The sequence below is a fragment of the Gilliamella sp. Choc6-1 genome, assembly GCF_001690385.1.
In the GTDB taxonomy this organism is placed as follows: domain Bacteria; phylum Pseudomonadota; class Gammaproteobacteria; order Enterobacterales; family Orbaceae; genus Gilliamella; species Gilliamella apicola_A.
The window spans coordinates 75,631-93,001 of the sequence record NZ_LZHI01000041.1 but is presented as its reverse complement, the minus strand read 5'-3'; the positions used below and the strand labels follow the sequence as shown (position 1 = coordinate 93,001).

The 17,371-nt window shown below is 34.6% G+C and carries 17 protein-coding genes and 1 tRNA gene; 8 read left to right on the top strand and 10 right to left on the bottom strand.

Annotated features, from left to right (window positions below; genetic code table 11):
- Positions 1-12 precede the first annotated feature (12 nt).
- The 7 genes from A9G36_RS06285 to A9G36_RS06255 all read left to right on the top strand — a co-directional run bounded on the left by A9G36_RS06285 (position 13) and on the right by A9G36_RS06255 (position 6,135).
- Complete coding sequence (locus A9G36_RS06285; RefSeq protein ID WP_065568994.1) at positions 13-828, top strand: DUF6708 domain-containing protein; 816 nt, start codon at positions 13-15, stop codon at positions 826-828.
- Between the two features lie 29 nt (positions 829-857).
- Positions 858-1,691: a DUF6708 domain-containing protein gene (locus A9G36_RS06280; protein WP_065585514.1), complete on the top strand. Its 834-nt coding sequence runs from the start codon at positions 858-860 to the stop codon at positions 1,689-1,691.
- Between the two features lie 112 nt (positions 1,692-1,803).
- Positions 1,804-2,637, top strand: a complete 834-nt coding sequence (locus A9G36_RS06275; protein ID WP_065585513.1) for a DUF6708 domain-containing protein — start codon at positions 1,804-1,806, stop codon at positions 2,635-2,637.
- Between the two features lie 29 nt (positions 2,638-2,666).
- Positions 2,667-3,491 (top strand): DUF6708 domain-containing protein, encoded by an 825-nt coding sequence (locus A9G36_RS06270; protein ID WP_065585512.1) that lies wholly within the window; start codon positions 2,667-2,669, stop codon positions 3,489-3,491.
- Between the two features lie 22 nt (positions 3,492-3,513).
- Complete coding sequence (locus A9G36_RS06265; RefSeq protein ID WP_065585511.1) at positions 3,514-4,338, top strand: DUF6708 domain-containing protein; 825 nt, start codon at positions 3,514-3,516, stop codon at positions 4,336-4,338.
- 112 nt (positions 4,339-4,450) lie between these two features.
- A complete protein-coding gene (locus A9G36_RS06260; protein ID WP_065585510.1) occupies positions 4,451-5,275 on the top strand; it encodes a DUF6708 domain-containing protein in 825 nt (274 codons plus the stop codon).
- Between the two features lie 29 nt (positions 5,276-5,304).
- Entirely contained in the window at positions 5,305-6,135 is an 831-nt protein-coding gene (locus A9G36_RS06255; RefSeq protein WP_065585509.1) for a DUF6708 domain-containing protein, read from the top strand.
- Positions 6,136-6,263: 128 nt separating this feature from the next.
- Here A9G36_RS06255 and acuI read toward each other — a convergent pair whose 3' ends face one another.
- The 7 genes from acuI to A9G36_RS06220 all read right to left on the bottom strand — a co-directional run bounded on the left by acuI (position 6,264) and on the right by A9G36_RS06220 (position 14,089).
- Entirely contained in the window at positions 6,264-7,259 is a 996-nt protein-coding gene (acuI, locus tag A9G36_RS06250) for an acrylyl-CoA reductase (NADPH) (RefSeq protein WP_034943414.1), read from the bottom strand.
- Between the two features lie 177 nt (positions 7,260-7,436).
- On the bottom strand, positions 7,437-8,678 hold the full coding sequence (gene sstT / locus A9G36_RS06245) for a serine/threonine transporter SstT (protein ID WP_065569257.1): 1,242 nt from the start codon (positions 8,676-8,678) through the stop codon (positions 7,437-7,439).
- A gap of 182 nt (positions 8,679-8,860) precedes the next feature.
- Positions 8,861-9,742: a DMT family transporter gene (locus A9G36_RS06240; RefSeq protein WP_034943410.1), complete on the bottom strand. Its 882-nt coding sequence runs from the start codon at positions 9,740-9,742 to the stop codon at positions 8,861-8,863.
- A gap of 836 nt (positions 9,743-10,578) precedes the next feature.
- A tRNA-Gly gene (locus tag A9G36_RS06235) sits at positions 10,579-10,654 on the bottom strand.
- 72 nt (positions 10,655-10,726) lie between these two features.
- Positions 10,727-10,984 carry a DUF1145 domain-containing protein gene (locus tag A9G36_RS06230; protein WP_080715842.1) on the bottom strand — a complete coding sequence of 86 codons (258 nt, stop codon included), beginning with the start codon at positions 10,982-10,984 and terminating at the stop codon, positions 10,727-10,729.
- On the bottom strand, positions 10,984-11,547 hold the full coding sequence (rsmD, locus tag A9G36_RS06225) for a 16S rRNA (guanine(966)-N(2))-methyltransferase RsmD (protein WP_034943406.1): 564 nt from the start codon (positions 11,545-11,547) through the stop codon (positions 10,984-10,986). Before rsmD ends, A9G36_RS06230 begins: the two co-directional genes overlap by 1 nt.
- A gap of 13 nt (positions 11,548-11,560) precedes the next feature.
- The gene (locus A9G36_RS06220; RefSeq protein ID WP_034944630.1) at positions 11,561-14,089 is read right to left on the bottom strand and encodes a PBP1A family penicillin-binding protein; all 2,529 of its coding nucleotides are present in this window, start codon (positions 14,087-14,089) and stop codon (positions 11,561-11,563) included.
- A 430-nt stretch (positions 14,090-14,519) separates the two neighbouring features.
- Between A9G36_RS06220 and A9G36_RS06215 the strand changes: the two genes are divergently transcribed.
- Positions 14,520-14,933: a protein YgfX gene (locus tag A9G36_RS06215; RefSeq protein ID WP_080715841.1), complete on the top strand. Its 414-nt coding sequence runs from the start codon at positions 14,520-14,522 to the stop codon at positions 14,931-14,933.
- Positions 14,934-14,955: 22 nt separating this feature from the next.
- Here A9G36_RS06215 and tusA read toward each other — a convergent pair whose 3' ends face one another.
- The 3 genes from tusA to A9G36_RS06200 all read right to left on the bottom strand — a co-directional run bounded on the left by tusA (position 14,956) and on the right by A9G36_RS06200 (position 17,332).
- Positions 14,956-15,192: a sulfurtransferase TusA gene (gene tusA, locus A9G36_RS06210; RefSeq protein WP_065569255.1), complete on the bottom strand. Its 237-nt coding sequence runs from the start codon at positions 15,190-15,192 to the stop codon at positions 14,956-14,958.
- 21 nt (positions 15,193-15,213) lie between these two features.
- A complete protein-coding gene (locus A9G36_RS06205; protein ID WP_034943399.1) occupies positions 15,214-16,020 on the bottom strand; it encodes a Cof-type HAD-IIB family hydrolase in 807 nt (268 codons plus the stop codon).
- Positions 16,021-16,144: 124 nt separating this feature from the next.
- Entirely contained in the window at positions 16,145-17,332 is a 1,188-nt protein-coding gene (locus tag A9G36_RS06200) for a secretin N-terminal domain-containing protein (RefSeq protein ID WP_051825004.1), read from the bottom strand.
- Positions 17,333-17,371 lie beyond the last annotated feature (39 nt).

Here is a 17,371-nt window from a genome sequence, read left to right as displayed (position 1 = left end):
AGGAGTAAAACAATGCCATCACAATATCAACCCCAAATTTTTGGTTGGATAGGCGATTTAGTAAAAGGCGGCAATTCTCTAACCGATGCCGATGATCGCTTGCTCTATGCCAATGATAACTACTGTGCTTTTATTCGTAAAACAAAATCTGATCAGTTACTCTATTTATGTATGGGTTTTTTTTTCTCAATTTCGGGGATCTTTTTAATTCCATCTTTGATATATTCTATTATAACGTGCAATAGTGATACACTTGTCTATCTTTTAACTCCTGGTTTATTTTGTTATATTATTCTCGAATATTTAATGATTCCTGAATTTTATCAAAACCTTTTTACACGCCGAGGAAGCCCCATTATTTTTAACCGTAAAACGGGTAAAGTGTATATCAATGAAAGCTATTTTTTTAATTTTAAAGTGTTACGCAATCCGTTAACCTTTTTGCATCCCAATAAAAAACGCATAAAAGAATATGACTGGGCAGATTTACAAGGGGTGGTGGTGCATAACTTTTCACGCTCTTCACTCAACACCACTATATTAATGGTGTGCAAACCAAATACCCATAAAACAATCGACCATATCTTGTTAGACCCATTACGTGGTGGCATAGGCAGTTATTTTGTTTGGGGGTGGGTCAATAACTTTATGTGTGCGAACAAATTAGCCGGTCTAAACGACGGCAAATACAAATGGGAACAAGAAACTCAATTTAAAGAAAAAATTATTAAAGGACAAGGCTGGCCCGAATGGATGGTCGAAGCGTTTAATGCCACATCGCAAGAAGAACTCGCTGAAATTAAACAACGGCACCATATAACGGAATAACCAAGATGATTAAGGAATAAGGGATAATTATGCCATCACAATATCAACCCCAAATTCTTGGTTGGATAGGCGATTTAGTAAAAGGCGGCAATTCTCTAACCGATGCAGATGATCGCTTGCTCTATGCCAATGATAACTACTGTGCTTTTATTCGTAAAACAAAATCCGATCAGATTTTTTATTTATGTCTTTCTGGAGTAATTTCAATTGGATTAATGTTTATTATTCCTTTTCTTGCATATGATATTGTAGATGATATGCAATTAAAATCAGATGATGATAAATATATTTTTTCCCTTTTACTAGGAATATTAGTTTTATTTATTATTACATTATATTTAATGTTACCAGAATTTTACCATAATCTTTTTACACGCCGAGGAAGCCCCATTATTTTTAACCGCAAAACAGGTAAAGTGTATATCAATGAAAGCTATTTTTTTAATTTTAAAGTATTACGCAATCCACTAACCTTTTTGCACCCCAATAAAAAACGCATTAAAGAATATGACTGGGCCCATTTACAAGGGGTGGTGGTGCATAACTTTTCACGCTACTCACTCAACACCACTATTTTAATGGTGTGCAAACCGAATACCCATAAAACAATCGACCACATTTTGTTAGACCCATTACGTGGTGGCATAGGTAGTTATTTTGTTTGGGGTTGGGTCAATAACTTTATGTGTGCGAACAAATTAGCCGGTCTGAACGACGGCAAATACAAATGGGAACAAGAAACTCAATTTAAAGAAAAAATTATTAAAGGACAAGGCTGGCCAGAATGGATGGTCGAAGCGTTTAATGCCACATCGCAAGAAGAGCTCGCTGAAATTAAACAACGGCATCATATAAAACAATAAATTTCAATAGTTTAGGGCGGGAAAGGATAAAGCCGCCGACTTTACAATAACCGTGAAGACGTGCCATTAATCGTGACTAAAAACAATAAAATTTAAATTAAGGAGTAAAACAATGCCATCACAATATCAACCCCAAATTTTTGGTTGGATAGGCGATTTAGTAAAAGGCGGCAATTCTCTAACCGATGCCGATGATCGCTTGCTCTATGCCAATGATAACTACTGTGCTTTTATTCGTAAAACAAAATCTGATCAGATTCTTTATTTATTTACTTGGTTTATAATAATATTTTCCCTTGCTTTTTATATAGGCCTTTATTTTTATTTTGTTTTTACTATGACTCCTGCGGTTAATAATGATCAAAAAATTATAGATATTGTATTATTATTGATGAACATCACCTGTTTTTTTGCTTTATATCTTCTGATTCCTGAATTATATCATAACTTATTTACACGCCGAGGAAGCCCCATTATTTTTAACCGCAAAACGGGTAAAGTGTATATCAATGAAAGCTATTTTTTTAATTTTAAAGTATTACGCAATCCACTAACCTTTTTGCATCCCAATAAAAAACGCATAAAAGAATATGACTGGGAAGATTTACAAGGGGTGGTGGTGCATAATTTTTCACGTTCTTCACTCAACACCACTATATTAATGGTGTGCAAACCAAATACCCATAAAACAATCGACCACATTTTGTTAGACCCATTACGTGCTGGCATAGGTAGTTATTTTGTTTGGGGTTGGGTCAATAACTTTATGTGCGCGAACAAATTAGCCGGTCTGAACGACGGCAAATACAAATGGGAACAAGAAACTCAATTTAAAGAAAAAATTATTAAAGGACAAGGCTGGCCAGAATGGATGGTCGAAGCGTTTAATGCCACATCGCAAGCAGAGCTAGCCGAAATCAAACAACGGCACCATATAACGGAATAACCAAGATGATTAAGGAATAAGGGATAATTATGCCATCACAATATCAACCCCAAATTTTTGGTTGGATAGGCGATTTAGTAAAAGGCGGCAATTCTCTAACCGATGCCGATGATCGCTTGCTCTATGCCAATGATAATTACTGTGCTTTTATTCGTAAAACAAAATCTAGTCAAATTTTTTATTCATTTATGCTTATAATTGTTTTAATTCTTTCAATACCCATTATATATTTGGGTTTTTCATTGATTTTGGATTTAAGTCCTATAACAGAGTCAGCTATATTCATTACAGTGATAGTTACATTGATTGCTTGCATCGTTGCTTTGTACCTTTGCATTCCTGAATTATATCATAACTTATTTACACGCCGAGGAAGCCCCATTATTTTTAACCGTAAAACGGGTAAAGTGTATATCAATGAAAGCTATTTTTTTAATTTTAAAGTGTTACGCAATCCGCTAACCTTTTTGCACCCCAATAAAAAACGCATAAAAGAATATGACTGGGCAGATTTACAAGGGGTGGTGGTGCATAACTTTTCACGCTCTTCACTCAACACCACCATATTAATGGTGTGCAAACCAAATACCCATAAAACAATCGACCATATCTTGTTAGACCCATTACGTGGTGGCATAGGTAGTTATTTTGTTTGGGGGTGGGTCAATAACTTTATGTGCGCGAACAAATTAGCCGGTCTAAACGACGGCAAATACAAATGGGAACAAGAAACTCAATTTAAAGAAAAAATTATTAAAGGACAAGGCTGGCCAGAATGGATGGTCGAAGCGTTTAATGCCACATCGCAAGAAGAACTCGCCGAAATTAAACAACGGCACCATATAACGGAATAACCAAGATGATTAAGGGATAATTATGCCATCACAATATCAACCCCAAATTTTTGGTTGGATAGGCGATTTAGAAAAAGGCGGTAACTATTTAACGGGTGCCGATGATCGCTTGCTCTATGCCAACGATAACTATTGTGCTTTTATTCGTAAAACAAAATCTGATCAGATTTTTTATTCATTTATATTTATAATTGTTTTAATTCTTTCAATACCCATTATATATTTGGGTTTTTCATTGATTTTGGATTTAAGTCCTATAACAGAGTCAGCTATATTCATTACAGTGATAGTTACATTGATTGCTTGCATCGTTGCTTTGTACCTTTGCATTCCTGAATTATATCATAACTTATTTACACGCCGAGGAAGCCCCATTATTTTTAATCGTAAAACGGGTAAAGTGTATATCAATGAAAGCTATTTTTTTAATTTTAAAGTCTTACGCAATCCGCTAACCTTTTTGCACCCTAATAAAAAACGCATAAAAGAATATGACTGGGCCCATTTACAAGGGGTGGTGGTGCATAACTTTTCACGATATTCACTCAACACCACTATATTAATGGTGTGCAAACCAAATACCCATAAAACAATCGACCATATCTTGTTAGACCCATTACGTGCTGGCATAGGCAGTTATCTGGTTTGGGGTTGGGTCAATAACTTTATGTGTGCGAACAAATTAGCCGGTCTAAACGACGGCAAATACAAATGGGAACAAGAAACCCAATTTAAAGACCAAATTATTAAAGGACAAGGCTGGCCCGAATGGATGGTCGAAGCGTTTAATGCCACATCGCAAGAAGAGCTCGCCGAAATTAAACAACGGCATCATGTCAAACAATAAGTTTTAATAGCTCAGGGCGGGAAAGGATAACGCCGCCGACTTTACAATAACCGTGAAGACGTGCCATTAATCGTGACTAAAAACAATAAAATTTAAAATAAGGAGCAAAACAATGCCATCACAATATCAACCCCAAATTTTTGGTTGGATAGGCGATTTAGTAAAAGGCGGCAATTCTCTAACCGATGCCGATGATCGCTTGCTCTATGCCAATGATAATTACTGTGCTTTTATCCGTAAAACTTTATCGGATCAAATATTTTACTTATCCATTTTTTTAGTTACTTTTGCTCTTTTAATGCCAGCCATTTATATGTGTTTTTCATTAATTCTAGATTTAGATCTTAAGGATGAAAGTTTGATATACATTACTTTTGTAACAATTCTAATAACTTCTTTATTTGCTTTATATATATCTATTCCTGAAATCTATCAAAACCTTTTTACACGCCGAGGAAGCCCCATTATTTTTAACCGCAAAACAGGTAAAGTGTATATCAATGAAAGCTATTTTTTTAATTTTAAAGTATTACGCAATCCACTAACCTTTTTGCACCCCAATAAAAAACGCATAAAAGAATATGACTGGGCGGATTTACAAGGGGTGGTTGTGCATAACTTTTCACGTTCTTCACTCAACACCACTATATTAATGGTGTGCAAACCGAATACCCATAAAACAATCGACCATATCTTGTTAGACCCATTACGTGCCGGCATAGGTAGTTATCTGGTTTGGGGGTGGGTCAATAACTTTATGTGCGCGAACAAATTAGCCGGTCTAAACGACGGCAAATACAAATGGGAACAAGAAACCCAATTTAAAGACAAAATTATTAAAGGACAAGGCTGGCCCGAATGGATGGTAGAAGCGTTTAATGCCACATCGCAAGAAGAGCTCGCTGAAATTAAACAACGGCATCATATAACGGAATAACCAAGATGATTAAGGAATAAGGGATAATTATGCCATCACAATATCAACCCCAAATTTTTGGTTGGATAGGCGATTTAGTAAAAGGTGGTAACTCTCTAACCGATGCCGATGATCGCTTGCTCTATGCCAACGATAACTATTGTGCTTTTATTCGTAAAACAAAATCTGATCAGATTTTTTATTTATGTATAAGTTTATTTCTGTCAATTTCAATGTTTTTTGTGATACCTGGTTTATCATATGGACTTATGATATTTAAAATAACATCTGAAACTGAATTTGTTTTTTATGTTTTGGTTGTTATTTTAATCTGTTTTATTCTCGTTTTATATTTAATGATTCCAGAATGTTATCAAAACCTTTTTACACGCCGAGGAAGCCCCATTATTTTTAACCGCAAAACAGGTAAAGTGTATATCAATGAAAGCTATTTTTTTAATTTTAAAGTGTTACGTAATCCGTTAACCTTTTTGCACCCCAATAAAAAACGCATTAAAGAATATGACTGGGCCCATTTACAAGGGGTGGTGGTGCATAATTTTTCACGCTACTCACTCAACACCACTATATTAATGGTGTGCAAACCAAATACCCATAAAACAATCGACCATATCTTGTTAGACCCATTACGTGCTGGCATAGGCAGTTATTTGGTTTGGGGTTGGGTTAATAACTTTATGTGCGCGAACAAATTAGCCGGTCTAAACGATGGCAAATACAAATGGGAACAAGAAACTCAATTTAAAGAAAAAATTATTAAAGGACAAGGCTGGCCAGAATGGATGGTCGAAGCGTTTAATGCCACATCGCAAGCAGAGCTCGCCGAAATCAAACAGAAGCATCACATTAAGCATAACTAAGGTGAACAGATATTATTTTTTATGTGCATGTGAGAGCAGGAGAATAATAACCGCTTTGCCAAAAGCGGTACATTTGGTCTCGTTGGGTTTTAATTAGTTCATGGTATTGTCGGCTGCAAATAGCAAGGCTATTTATTGACATCAACCACAAATCGTCCTTTTATTTTTCCTGCTATCATTTTTTGAGCGATATCAGCACATTGATTTAGGGTAATGGTTTTACCAATGTAAGATAAACTTTGATTATCAAGATATTGTGATAATAGATTCCATGCTTCTAAGCGTTTGTGGTAATTGGCCATAACACTATCAATCCCTGCTAAGGTTATGCCACGTAATATAAATGGCGCAACAGTAGCTGGAAAATCCATACCTTGAGCAAGCCCACAACAAGCAACAAGACCATTATACTTTGTTTGTGCACAGATATTGGCTAATGTGTATGAACCAACGGTGTCTATTGCTCCAGACCATTGCTCTTTTTGTAGTGGTTTACCTGCTTTTTTTAATGTTTGACTATCAATAATATTAACTGCGCCAAGTTGTTGTAGGTAAGGTTTTTCATTCATTTTATTGGTGGATGCCGTGACTTGATAACCTAATTTAGTCAGTAAGGCGATAGCAATTGACCCAACACCGCCACTTGCACCTGTGACTAAAATCATGCCGTCTTGTGGTTTTATACCAAAATCCATAAGACGTTTTACACACAACGCTGCAGTATAACCAGCAGTGCCAATCACCATGGATTGATAAGGGGTAATATTTTTAGGTAAAGGGATAAGCCAGTCAGATTTTAAATAAGCATATTGAGCTAAACTTCCCCAATGGGTTTCTCCACATCCCCAACCATTTAATATAACGTTATCACCAGATTGGTAGCGACCGCTTGTACACTCGACAACTGTGCCTACTCCGTCAATACCGGGTACCATTGGCCACTGCCTAACAATAGGGCTTTTATGAGTTAAAGCTAGCGCATCTTTATAGTTAATACTTGAATAGGCCACTTTGATTAATGTATCGCCTTGTTGGGATAAAAGTTGTTGTTTGTTAATTGTTTTTAGTGAACAGCTAAAAACATTCATATCCTTTTTTTCTAAAATAATGGCGTTAAATGACATAGCTACCCCTTGTAAATTGGATCTGAAGCCTAGAGAGCATTCAATAGGCTAAAAATATAAACATGATGATCTTGTGATCATCATGTTTTGTTGTGTTAAAGATGAAGTTAAAATGCTAAGTTTAAATTAAGGTTTATTTCTAATAACCAACTTGTTGCTATTAGAATTTATTAGCCTCTAACTATTTTTTTGCGAAGCAGATGAAACTGCGCCGATAAACACGACATCGCTTGAGGAGTTCAGCGCTGTTTCAACGGAATCTTGAATAACACCTATTGCAATACCAATTCCTATAACTTTGGCTGAAATTTCGTTAGGAATGCCAAACATACTGCATGCTACAGGTATAAGCAGCAATGAACCGCCTGCAATGCCTGATGCGCCACAAGCACAAATAGAGGAGATAATACACAATAATAATGCGGAATAGATATCAACCTGTATGCCTGCACTAGCTGGCATTGAGTTGACCGTTGCTAAAGTTAAAACCGTTATAGTTACAGCAGCACCCGACATATTAATGGCTGCGCCTAATGGTACAGCAACTGTATATGTATCTTTATCCATTTTATATTTTTTGCAGATTTCAATATTTACAGGAATATTCGCCGCAGAGCTACGCGTAAAGAAGGCAGGAATCGCACTTTCTTTTAATGATGTAAACACCAGTGGATAAGGGTTTTTACGCATGACTAAAAACGCTAATAATGGGTTAATCATTAAGGCAACAATCAGCATACAAGAAACCAATACAACCAATAAGTGTGCATATTTTAGTAATTCACCAAATCCTGTTTCTGCCAGTGTTGATGCAACTAAACCAAACACACCTAAAGGTGCAAAACGGATGATTATTCTTACAATAAATGAAATAGCATAGGATAGGTCATTCATCATAGTTTTTGTTGTTTCACTTGAGTGCCTGAGCGCTAAACCAATGCCAACCCCCCAAATAATTAAGCCTATATAGTTTGCCTTTATAAGGGCATTAACTGGGTTGTCGATCATTTTTTCTAATAATGTTTTTAATACCGCTGATATGCCATTAGGTGGTGTTAGTGTCAAATTTTCCAATGTATCACCCAATGAAATCTGCGAAGGAAATAAAAAGCTTGCGATTGTCGCTAATAAAGCTGCTAGTACCATTCCTGCAAAATAAAGCATAATTAAGGGTTTTATATTCGCTTGTTTACCATGTTGATGATTTGATATGGAAGCAATGACTAAGATGAGAACCAAAATAGGGGCAACTGATTTTAACGCATTAATAAATAAGTCCCCTAATAAAGACATATGTAATGCGGTTTCCTTTGATACCGCAGCAAGAATAATACCAAAGATTAAACCCAACATAATTTGCGGTATCAATCCTACTTTAAAGTATAAACGAACCAAAGGGTGAGATGGGCGAGACATAATATTTCCGTATTTATTAATCTAAAAATGAGACAGTATCACACTTTAATATTATGTTTATACAAAATAATTAAAATTATAATGTTTTTTTATATATTGATTTAAATAATTATTAGGATTAATTATTAATCATTTTAGGATATATAAAAGATCGATTTTAAATTTGTTTAAGCAAAAATTGCATGTTATTTCTTAGAGCAAAGGATTATCCCCATCATAATTAAAATCGCACTTATTATATGAAACCAGCTTATACTTACATTCAAAAATATCATGCTAAATATCCCTCCTGAAAGTGGTATTAAATGAGTATAAATCTCACCACGTGTCGCACCAATTTCCATAATACCTTTATTCCAAAATAAGTAAGCCAGCCATGATGGAAAGAATATCAAATACAATAGACCTAAAATAAAATTAGATTGCCAATAAGGGCTAAAGTTTGTAACAGGAAAGAAAATAAAATAAAGAATGCAAATCGGTAATAATATTAATGCCCCTAGTAAAGAACTTACCGTTACAAATACATTATTGGGAATGGTTTTATCTTTTTTTCTTAAAAAAGAACAATAAAAAGCCCAGCTTATCGCTGACCCCATTGCCCATAAATCCCCTCTGTTAAGGTTTTTTAGCATTTCTATGTGGTTCAAATCCCCCTTAAAGATTAAATAAATAACCCCTAAAGAACTTAATAAAACACCTAAAATATTATTTTTTGAAATATGCTCGTTAAACACCAGTTTGTTTATAGCCAATACCATTGCTGGTGTTGCAGACATATAAATAGCAGCATTTAAAGAGGTTGTGTATTGTAAACCGATATAAAGTGTAACGGGAAATAATACTTGCCCAAAAAGAGAGAGTAATAATGTGGATTTTATGGATTTTCTAATTCTGGAAAAATCATTGATAACTTGTTTGTGATATAACAAGAATAATAATAAGGCGGTTATAGCCCAGCGCCCCTCTGAAAGTACTATTGGGTCAGCGTTAGCCATTAGAATATGCCCAACTACATAATTACCGCCCCAAAAGCAAGCCGCTAATGTAAGTAACATATATGCCATATTTATTCCCTGCTTATGCAATTTGTATTGGATTTTGATTTTCTGATGTTAGCGTAGTTTGAATCATTGGATAGACTACACTAATTAGTACTCGTTTTATAAGGTCGTTGTTATGATAAATGAAAAATAAGAAGGAACCAACAATGACAAAGTATATTTCAAGAAGAGAAAACGTAATTTTACTCATGAGTTTAAAAAGATAAGGTAATGCGGTATCAAAGAGGTAAAAACATGTTGATGTAGTTGATCCGTGTGGGCTGACTAAATCAGCATTAGATAGGTAAATAAAGCCATACCAAAACAATGGTAGGTTTACCGCTCAAGATAATTGTAGTAGTCGAGATAATAATATCAGAATGCTCAACTTGTTTTGGGCGTAATTAGTCAAATTCCCATTAACTTAAAGTCGGTTAGGTTATTTCATTCTGATAGAGGAAATGAGTTTATCTTTGGCAGTTATCACCCTTTTCGTAAAAATAAAATGGAAATAGTCAGCAGTAAATAATTTAGTAAGTAGGCAACTAATACTATTTTTAATAGCGACTAATAAGAAAGAGTCATTGCCGTTTTAAGTGTATATGGTTTATTCTGATATTTAGTCAGTTTAATTTTGCTTTCAAATAATAATGCTATTTAATTATATCTCTTTATTCAGCTATTCAAATAGTTAGGTAAATTGATACGAGAAGTATTGGATAAATAATAGAGTAACAGGTAAGTAGATTGTATAAAAATCATCAATAAAAAATAAGAAATCACATGCTTTATTAGAAATATAAATCGGTATTATTTATCGGTAATTTTTGTGCATTGATAGGTGCGTTAAATTTGATAATTGGAGCGGGAAACGAGGTTCGAACTCGCGACCCCGACCTTGGCAAGGTCGTGCTCTACCAACTGAGCTATTCCCGCTTATTTGAATGCTTCATAAGAAGTGGTGAGCATTATACAAAAAATTCTTAACGTCGCAAGAATTTTTTTTAATTATTTTTTGCTTTTCCAGCTAAGTGATTCAATAAAACCAAAAATAAAAAGTCTAAGTGCTTTAAATTTGTCCTCTCTTTTTTCTTGGTTGGTCATAGTGGAATATAACATCCATGCTTGTAAGCCATGGGTAATAGCAAAAATTAGCAAGCCAACATAAGCAACAACATTAGCCGGGCTTGGGAAAGGATGAATTAAATTAAATAATAAAAATAGCCAAACAAAAGAATAGAAAATCTTACCGAATAATATGAACATTATATATTGTCTCGAATAAATAAATAACTTTGAACTTGACCTGCTGCCTTTTCGCGGTGCAAATGCCAGTTAGTGGGGATGTAACTTGTTACATTATGAGTGAGTTCGGTTTCAATGTAGATATAAGAAGACGGTTTTAACCAGTTGTTACCTTCTAGTTGGCTTACTGTTTTTTCAACTAGTGATTGATGAAAAGGCGGATCAATAAATATAATATCAAACTGTTTTTGTGCTGGTTTATTTAGCCATGTTAATGTATCGGTATGGTAAATATCAATAGCATGACTAGCTATAAGCTGTTTATTTTTAGTGAGTAGGTTTGCAACTTGTTTGTCTTTTTCAAGTAGTGTAACGCTTTTAGCTCCACGTGAAGCGGCTTCGAATCCTAGTGAACCACTGCCAGAAAAGCAATCTAGGCAGTCACTATCATGTATGACAGGCATTAGCCAGTTAAACAGCGTTTCTTTGACCCGATCAGTTGTTGGGCGCAAGCCTTGTTTGTCAAGTACTGACAGTTTACGCCCACGCCATTTTCCACCAATTATTCTTATTGAACCATTCATTATAAATCCTTTCTTAGAATAGCTCTGATGTATTACCGTCCGAATCTGTCACTTCAGTGCCAACTTCTTTAGTTGCATAATGTGTCGGTTCGGTACCTTTAATAAAATATTCTGACATGGTATCAGCTCCAGATTGTGGTAATAATCCTGTTTTTTGATCTATAGTTACGGTAATAACATTTTCAGGTTTTATATCTTCTTTTACCGGTACATCTTTTAAAGCAATTTTCATGTAATCAACCCAAACAGGATTAGCCGTATTTGCACCACCTTCGGCACGGAAGGTTCGCCCTAGTTCACGACGGTGATCATCAAATCCCATCCAAACAGTAGTGACAATGTTGCCCCCATATCCAGAAAACCATACATCTTTTGAAGCATTAGTTGTACCTGTTTTTCCTCCAACATCTTTTCGGCCTAAAGCTTTAGCACGCCATGCGGTGCCTTGCCAACCTGGACCGCCAAACACGGTTGTTCGTAAGCCATCTTTCATAATAAATGCGATATCACTACTTATGGTATGTGGGGCATATTTTGTTGCAGTATTCTTGTCAGAGGTATTATTAATTTTAGGTAATATTAAATCATCGTCTGATTTTAAGTTCCCTTGTTCTGGCTCTTCGTTATCAGATTCATTAGCAATATCTTCGACATTACCAAGTGATATTGGTGTTGAATCTGTTGCAATAGGATCGTCAATGCAGTCATGGCAAGCAATCAATGGTTGGTGCTGATAAATAATGCTGTTATCATTGCTGTTTTCGATTCGTTCTATTAAATAAGGTGTGATTAAATAGCCGCCGTTAGCAATAACCGAATAGGCTCTTGCAACCTGCAGTGGTGTAAACGATGCAGAACCTAAAGCTAAAGATTCATTATGCGAAATGTTTTCTTTTGGGAATCCAAATCGTTCTAAATAAGTCGCTGCATAATCTATTCCAATAGCACGTAAAGCTCGCACCATCATGACATTTTTAGACATACCTAAACCAATTCTTAAACGTAATGGACCTTCATATGTAGGAGGTGAATTTTTAGGGCGCCAAGTTTCGCTTCCGGCTGTGCGCACAATGGGGGCATCATTAAGCAACGTTGCCATGGTTAAGCCTTTTTCTAGTGTTGCTGTGTAAATAAATGGCTTAATATTTGAACCTAATTGACGAAGTGCTTGTGTGGCTCGGTTGAATTTACTTAAATTAAAATCATATCCCCCAATAATCGCTTTAATCGCACCGTCATCTGAATTTAGTGATACCAATGCTGCATTAACGCCCGGAATTTGTGCAAGCTCCCAAATATCTGCAGGTTTTTTAACCCAAATAAGTTGCCCTGCTTTTAATGTGTCAGAAACTTTTTTTGGAAAATCACCTTGTCTATTATCACTAATATATGGTCGAGCCCACTTCATGCCTTCGAACGAAATTACAATGTGGCTTTTGTCTGTTAATACCGCAGTTGCTTCTTTATCTGTGGCTTTTAAAACTACAGCAGGGCACATACTGTTGTAACACATATATTTACTTAAAATTTGGTGGATTTGTTCATTATCCCATGGCGTTTCATTATTTTTCCATAGTATTTTTTCTGCACCACGATAACCATGTCTAATGTCATAATCGATAATGTGTTTTTGTACAGATTGGTTTGCAGCTAGCTGATCCTGTTTTGTTATTGTTGTGTATACTTTATAGCCATCAGTATAGGCATTTTCGCCAAATTTTTCGAACATATATTGTCGTGCCATTTCTGCTACATAAGGCGCCGAAAATTCGATTTGTGGAGCATGATAGCTTACATTTAATGGTTTTTGGATAGCTTCCTTATATTGTGCTTGGGTGATGTACGATTGATCTAACATTCGACTTAATACCCAATTACGTCTTGTTAGTGCTCGATTAGGGTGAGAAATTGGGTTAAATGCAGAAGGCGCATTTGGTAAGCCCGCTAGTAATGCTGCTTCATCAATCGTTAACTGATCAGGCGTTTTACCGAAAAAAGTGTAAGAAGCAGAGGCTATACCATAAGCCCTTGAGCCAAAGTTGATCATGTTTAAGTAAAGTTCCATGATTTCATTCTTTGATAATTCTTTTTCCATACGAATTGCTAAAATCATTTCTCTAACTTTTCGAGAAATGCTTTTTTCAGGTGTTAAAAAAAAGTTTTTAGCAACTTGCTGCGTTATGGTGCTGCCGCCTTGCGAAAAACCTTTTTGTTTTACTCCAATATACATGGCACGAATGATACCGATTAAATCAATGCCAAAATGTTCGTGAAAGCGCGAATCTTCGGTAGCAATAACTGCATTAACAACTATTTGAGGCATTTGGTTATATTTTAGTGGCGTGCGTCGACGCTCACCAAAAATAGCAATTAATTCACCATCTTTACTTAATACTTGTAATGGTGTTTGTAATTGCACATCTTTTAGAGTAGTTACATCTGGTAAATCTTTTGAATAATAGGCATAACCAACTATACTAATGATTAAGCCACATAGAAAGCAACCAGCAAAAAATTTAAGTAGAAATTTTAATACTCTAATAAACATCACAATTAATTCCTAACCAATTCAGTTAAGGCATAAAGCAACAATACCAATAAACTTTTTTGCCTGTAAGATTTCAATATTTTTAAGTCGATGAGTATATACTAATTTTAGGAAATTGGGCAAAATAAAAAGCGGTTATTACTTGTTTTTTAGTATCAAATTAGTATGTAAAGCTGCAAATTAAAATAGTTGCAACCTAATGAATTCAAAGCTCTTTTCTGACATTTGAATATAAAAAAGAGTAAAACGGCTAGAAAAATGAGTTTTTTGGAAATTAATGTCACTATAAAATAAAAATTTTAGCCAGATTGTTAAGTAATACTTTTATAATTTTTGTGTATTATCTCACAAATTTTTACTAATGCTAAAATAATTTCTTTTTCGGCATGCAATAATTGATTTTTATTCTTGCTGAATAATTGTTATGTGGAGTACAAGGCTCAGTCAATCTTATTTGCAGTTGGTGTTATCATCAAGCTTTTATCTGTTTTTAATTTTAATAAGCTTAATTTTATTTGCCGATACGACGTTAAATTCATATACCTTTATTGTTATGCCTTTATTAATTGTTGAATGGTGGCGTAGTATTTGTTATTGCCAAATGATAAAAGGGGAATTAGCAATTTTTCATCATATACGCCAGATCTATTGGTATAATCAACGTTGGTACTTAGTACGTAAACCGTTAATATTTCGTTATGTTGTAATCTTAAATTTGAGGTCACGCCGTAACAGCCAACGGCGTACGCTTTTTTTAATGTTTGATAGTATTTCCCCTGACGATTGGCGAACACTGCGTTATTATTTATATCAAATTGAATTTAATAGCATGGTTTAATGACTAAGCAATCATTATGTTATCAATGCGTTTTTTTTATCCAATACCGATAAGGTTTAGATTCAATTTGTGAATTAAGCAGTTCATGATCCATGTGTCTACAAAAACTTGGAATGTCACGCGTTGTGGCCATGTCATCGGCAATAACATAAAGAACTTGCCCTATAGCAAGTTCTCTTATTGTTTTTCGAACTAACATGATTGGTTCAGGACAACGTAACCCTATAGTATTGAGTTCTTTATCTGCATTCATATTCATATAATAATATGTGTTAATGGTTTATAGAAAAAGTTTTTCTAAATAGTGTGGCACGGCATCATCTGCATTTGAACCGATAATTTCTAGCTCAGGTAATTTTTCTTTTAAATCTGTGCTAGCGTTTTGCATTATACAGCCTTTACCGACCATTTTTAACATTTCATAATCGTTCATACCATCACCAAAGGCAACGCTGTTTTGTAAGCCAAAACCTAGTTTTTCAACGACGTTCTTTAGGGCGCTGCCTTTAGAAACATTTTCACCCATGACTTCAAGACAGTTTAAAGATGAAAAGGCAATACTTACCTGATTTCCATATTTTTCATCGAGTCGATTTTTTAACTTAATTAAGTGTGGATGAAGATCGTAATCACAAGTTGTGAAATAAATTTTTGCTACATCATCTGTTTCAAAATCAAGTGGATTAAAAAACTCATATGAAAATTGTGAGTCTTTATGAAAGCTTAAAGAATAGGTATCTTCTTTGTTAATTAACCAGTGATCGCCGCGATAAATGTGTGTGTATACTAATGGATCGTCAATACATTCTTTAGCAATTTCACTAGCTAATGCTGGTTTTATATTTCGGCTAAAAATTAAGTTTCCTACACTATCATGTACTCTTGCGCCATTTGAGGTTATCATAAAAGCATCTATTTCCATATTTTCTCTCATTTGACTGACATCAATATGATGTCGCCCTGTTGCAAAAATAAAATGAATGTCTTTTTTGCGCAATGCCTGTAGGATTTTTTTTGTATAAGGCGATAAGCTATGTTCAGGCGTTAACAAAGTGCCATCAAGATCTGAAGCTACTACATTAAACATATTATTCTCTATATTGTGAAAAAATGATAATTATAATGATCGATAAACAGTACCGAAAATTAGGTGCGGACTGTAAACATAAATTTAAGAGCTATCTTAAGGTATGATACAACTCTGTCGAAATTTACTCAACTAATTGTGGCGTTATAAAAATCACTAATTCTCTTTTCTGTTGCTTTTTATTCTTATATTGAAATAGGTGACCTAGAATGGGTATTTGACTTATACCAGGTACATTATGAGCAATTTGGTTATTTATTTGGTGAAAAATCCCACCCAGCACAATTGTTTCACCACTTTTTACATGTACTTGTGTTTTTATTTCTTGAGTATCAATTGCAAGCGCTTCTCCGCCATCTCTACGTTTAATTGATCGTCCAGCCGTGTTTTGGGTAATATAAAGATTTAATATCATTTCATTATTAGTAAGTATTTTAGGGGTGACTTCTAAACCGAGCACCGCTTGTTTAAATTCAATGGATGTTGCACCATTATTTCCACTAGAAACTTCATAAGGAATTTCTGTTCCTTGTTTAATTGATGCCATATTTTGATTAGCGGTAAGTAAATTAGGACTAGCAATAATTTCAAGCTGATTTTCTGCCTCGAGTGCAGATAATTCTAATTTAAGTAAATTGCCTGAAATTTTAGCTAGATTAAATCCTGCTGTTGTGGCTGGATTAGTTACATCCAATCCGATAGCAAGGTTGTCTAAAACTTGAGAAGATTTTCCTGAATATCCCCATTTTATACCAAGTTCGGACAGGCTTTCTTCATTCATATTAACAATGTGAGCAGAAATATGTATTTGCGGTATTGGTTTATCAAGTGTTTGAATAAGCTTTTTTATATCATTTAATTGTTTGGATGAATCGGTAATGATTATTGAGTTTGTTCGTTTATCGATTGTGGCTTTGCCTTGTTCTGATAATAATTCTTGTTGTTGAATTGTTTCAAGCAATTGGGAAGGATCAGTATGATTCACTGCTATAGCAATTGAATCTAAAGAGAGTTTTTTTTGTTGTTCTAGTTTTTCAATTTGTTGTTTTTGATATAAACGTTCAGGATCAGCTGCTTTGGATATTAATAAAATATTGTCATCAATTTCAGCTTGTAAATTGGCTAAATTTAATATAATTGTTAAAGCTTTGTGCCAATCGACATTTTCGAGTTTGATTGTTTGCTTAATGGATAATTCTTCTGTCATGACTAAGTTCATCTGTTTACTGCTTGCTAAAGAACGCAAAATAATAGCAATATCAGTTTGATAAAAGTTTAGTGAAATTAAATCTGGCTGATTTAAATTTGACATTTTATTGTTGCTTGCTCTACTTAAATTAGTGCTAATAAT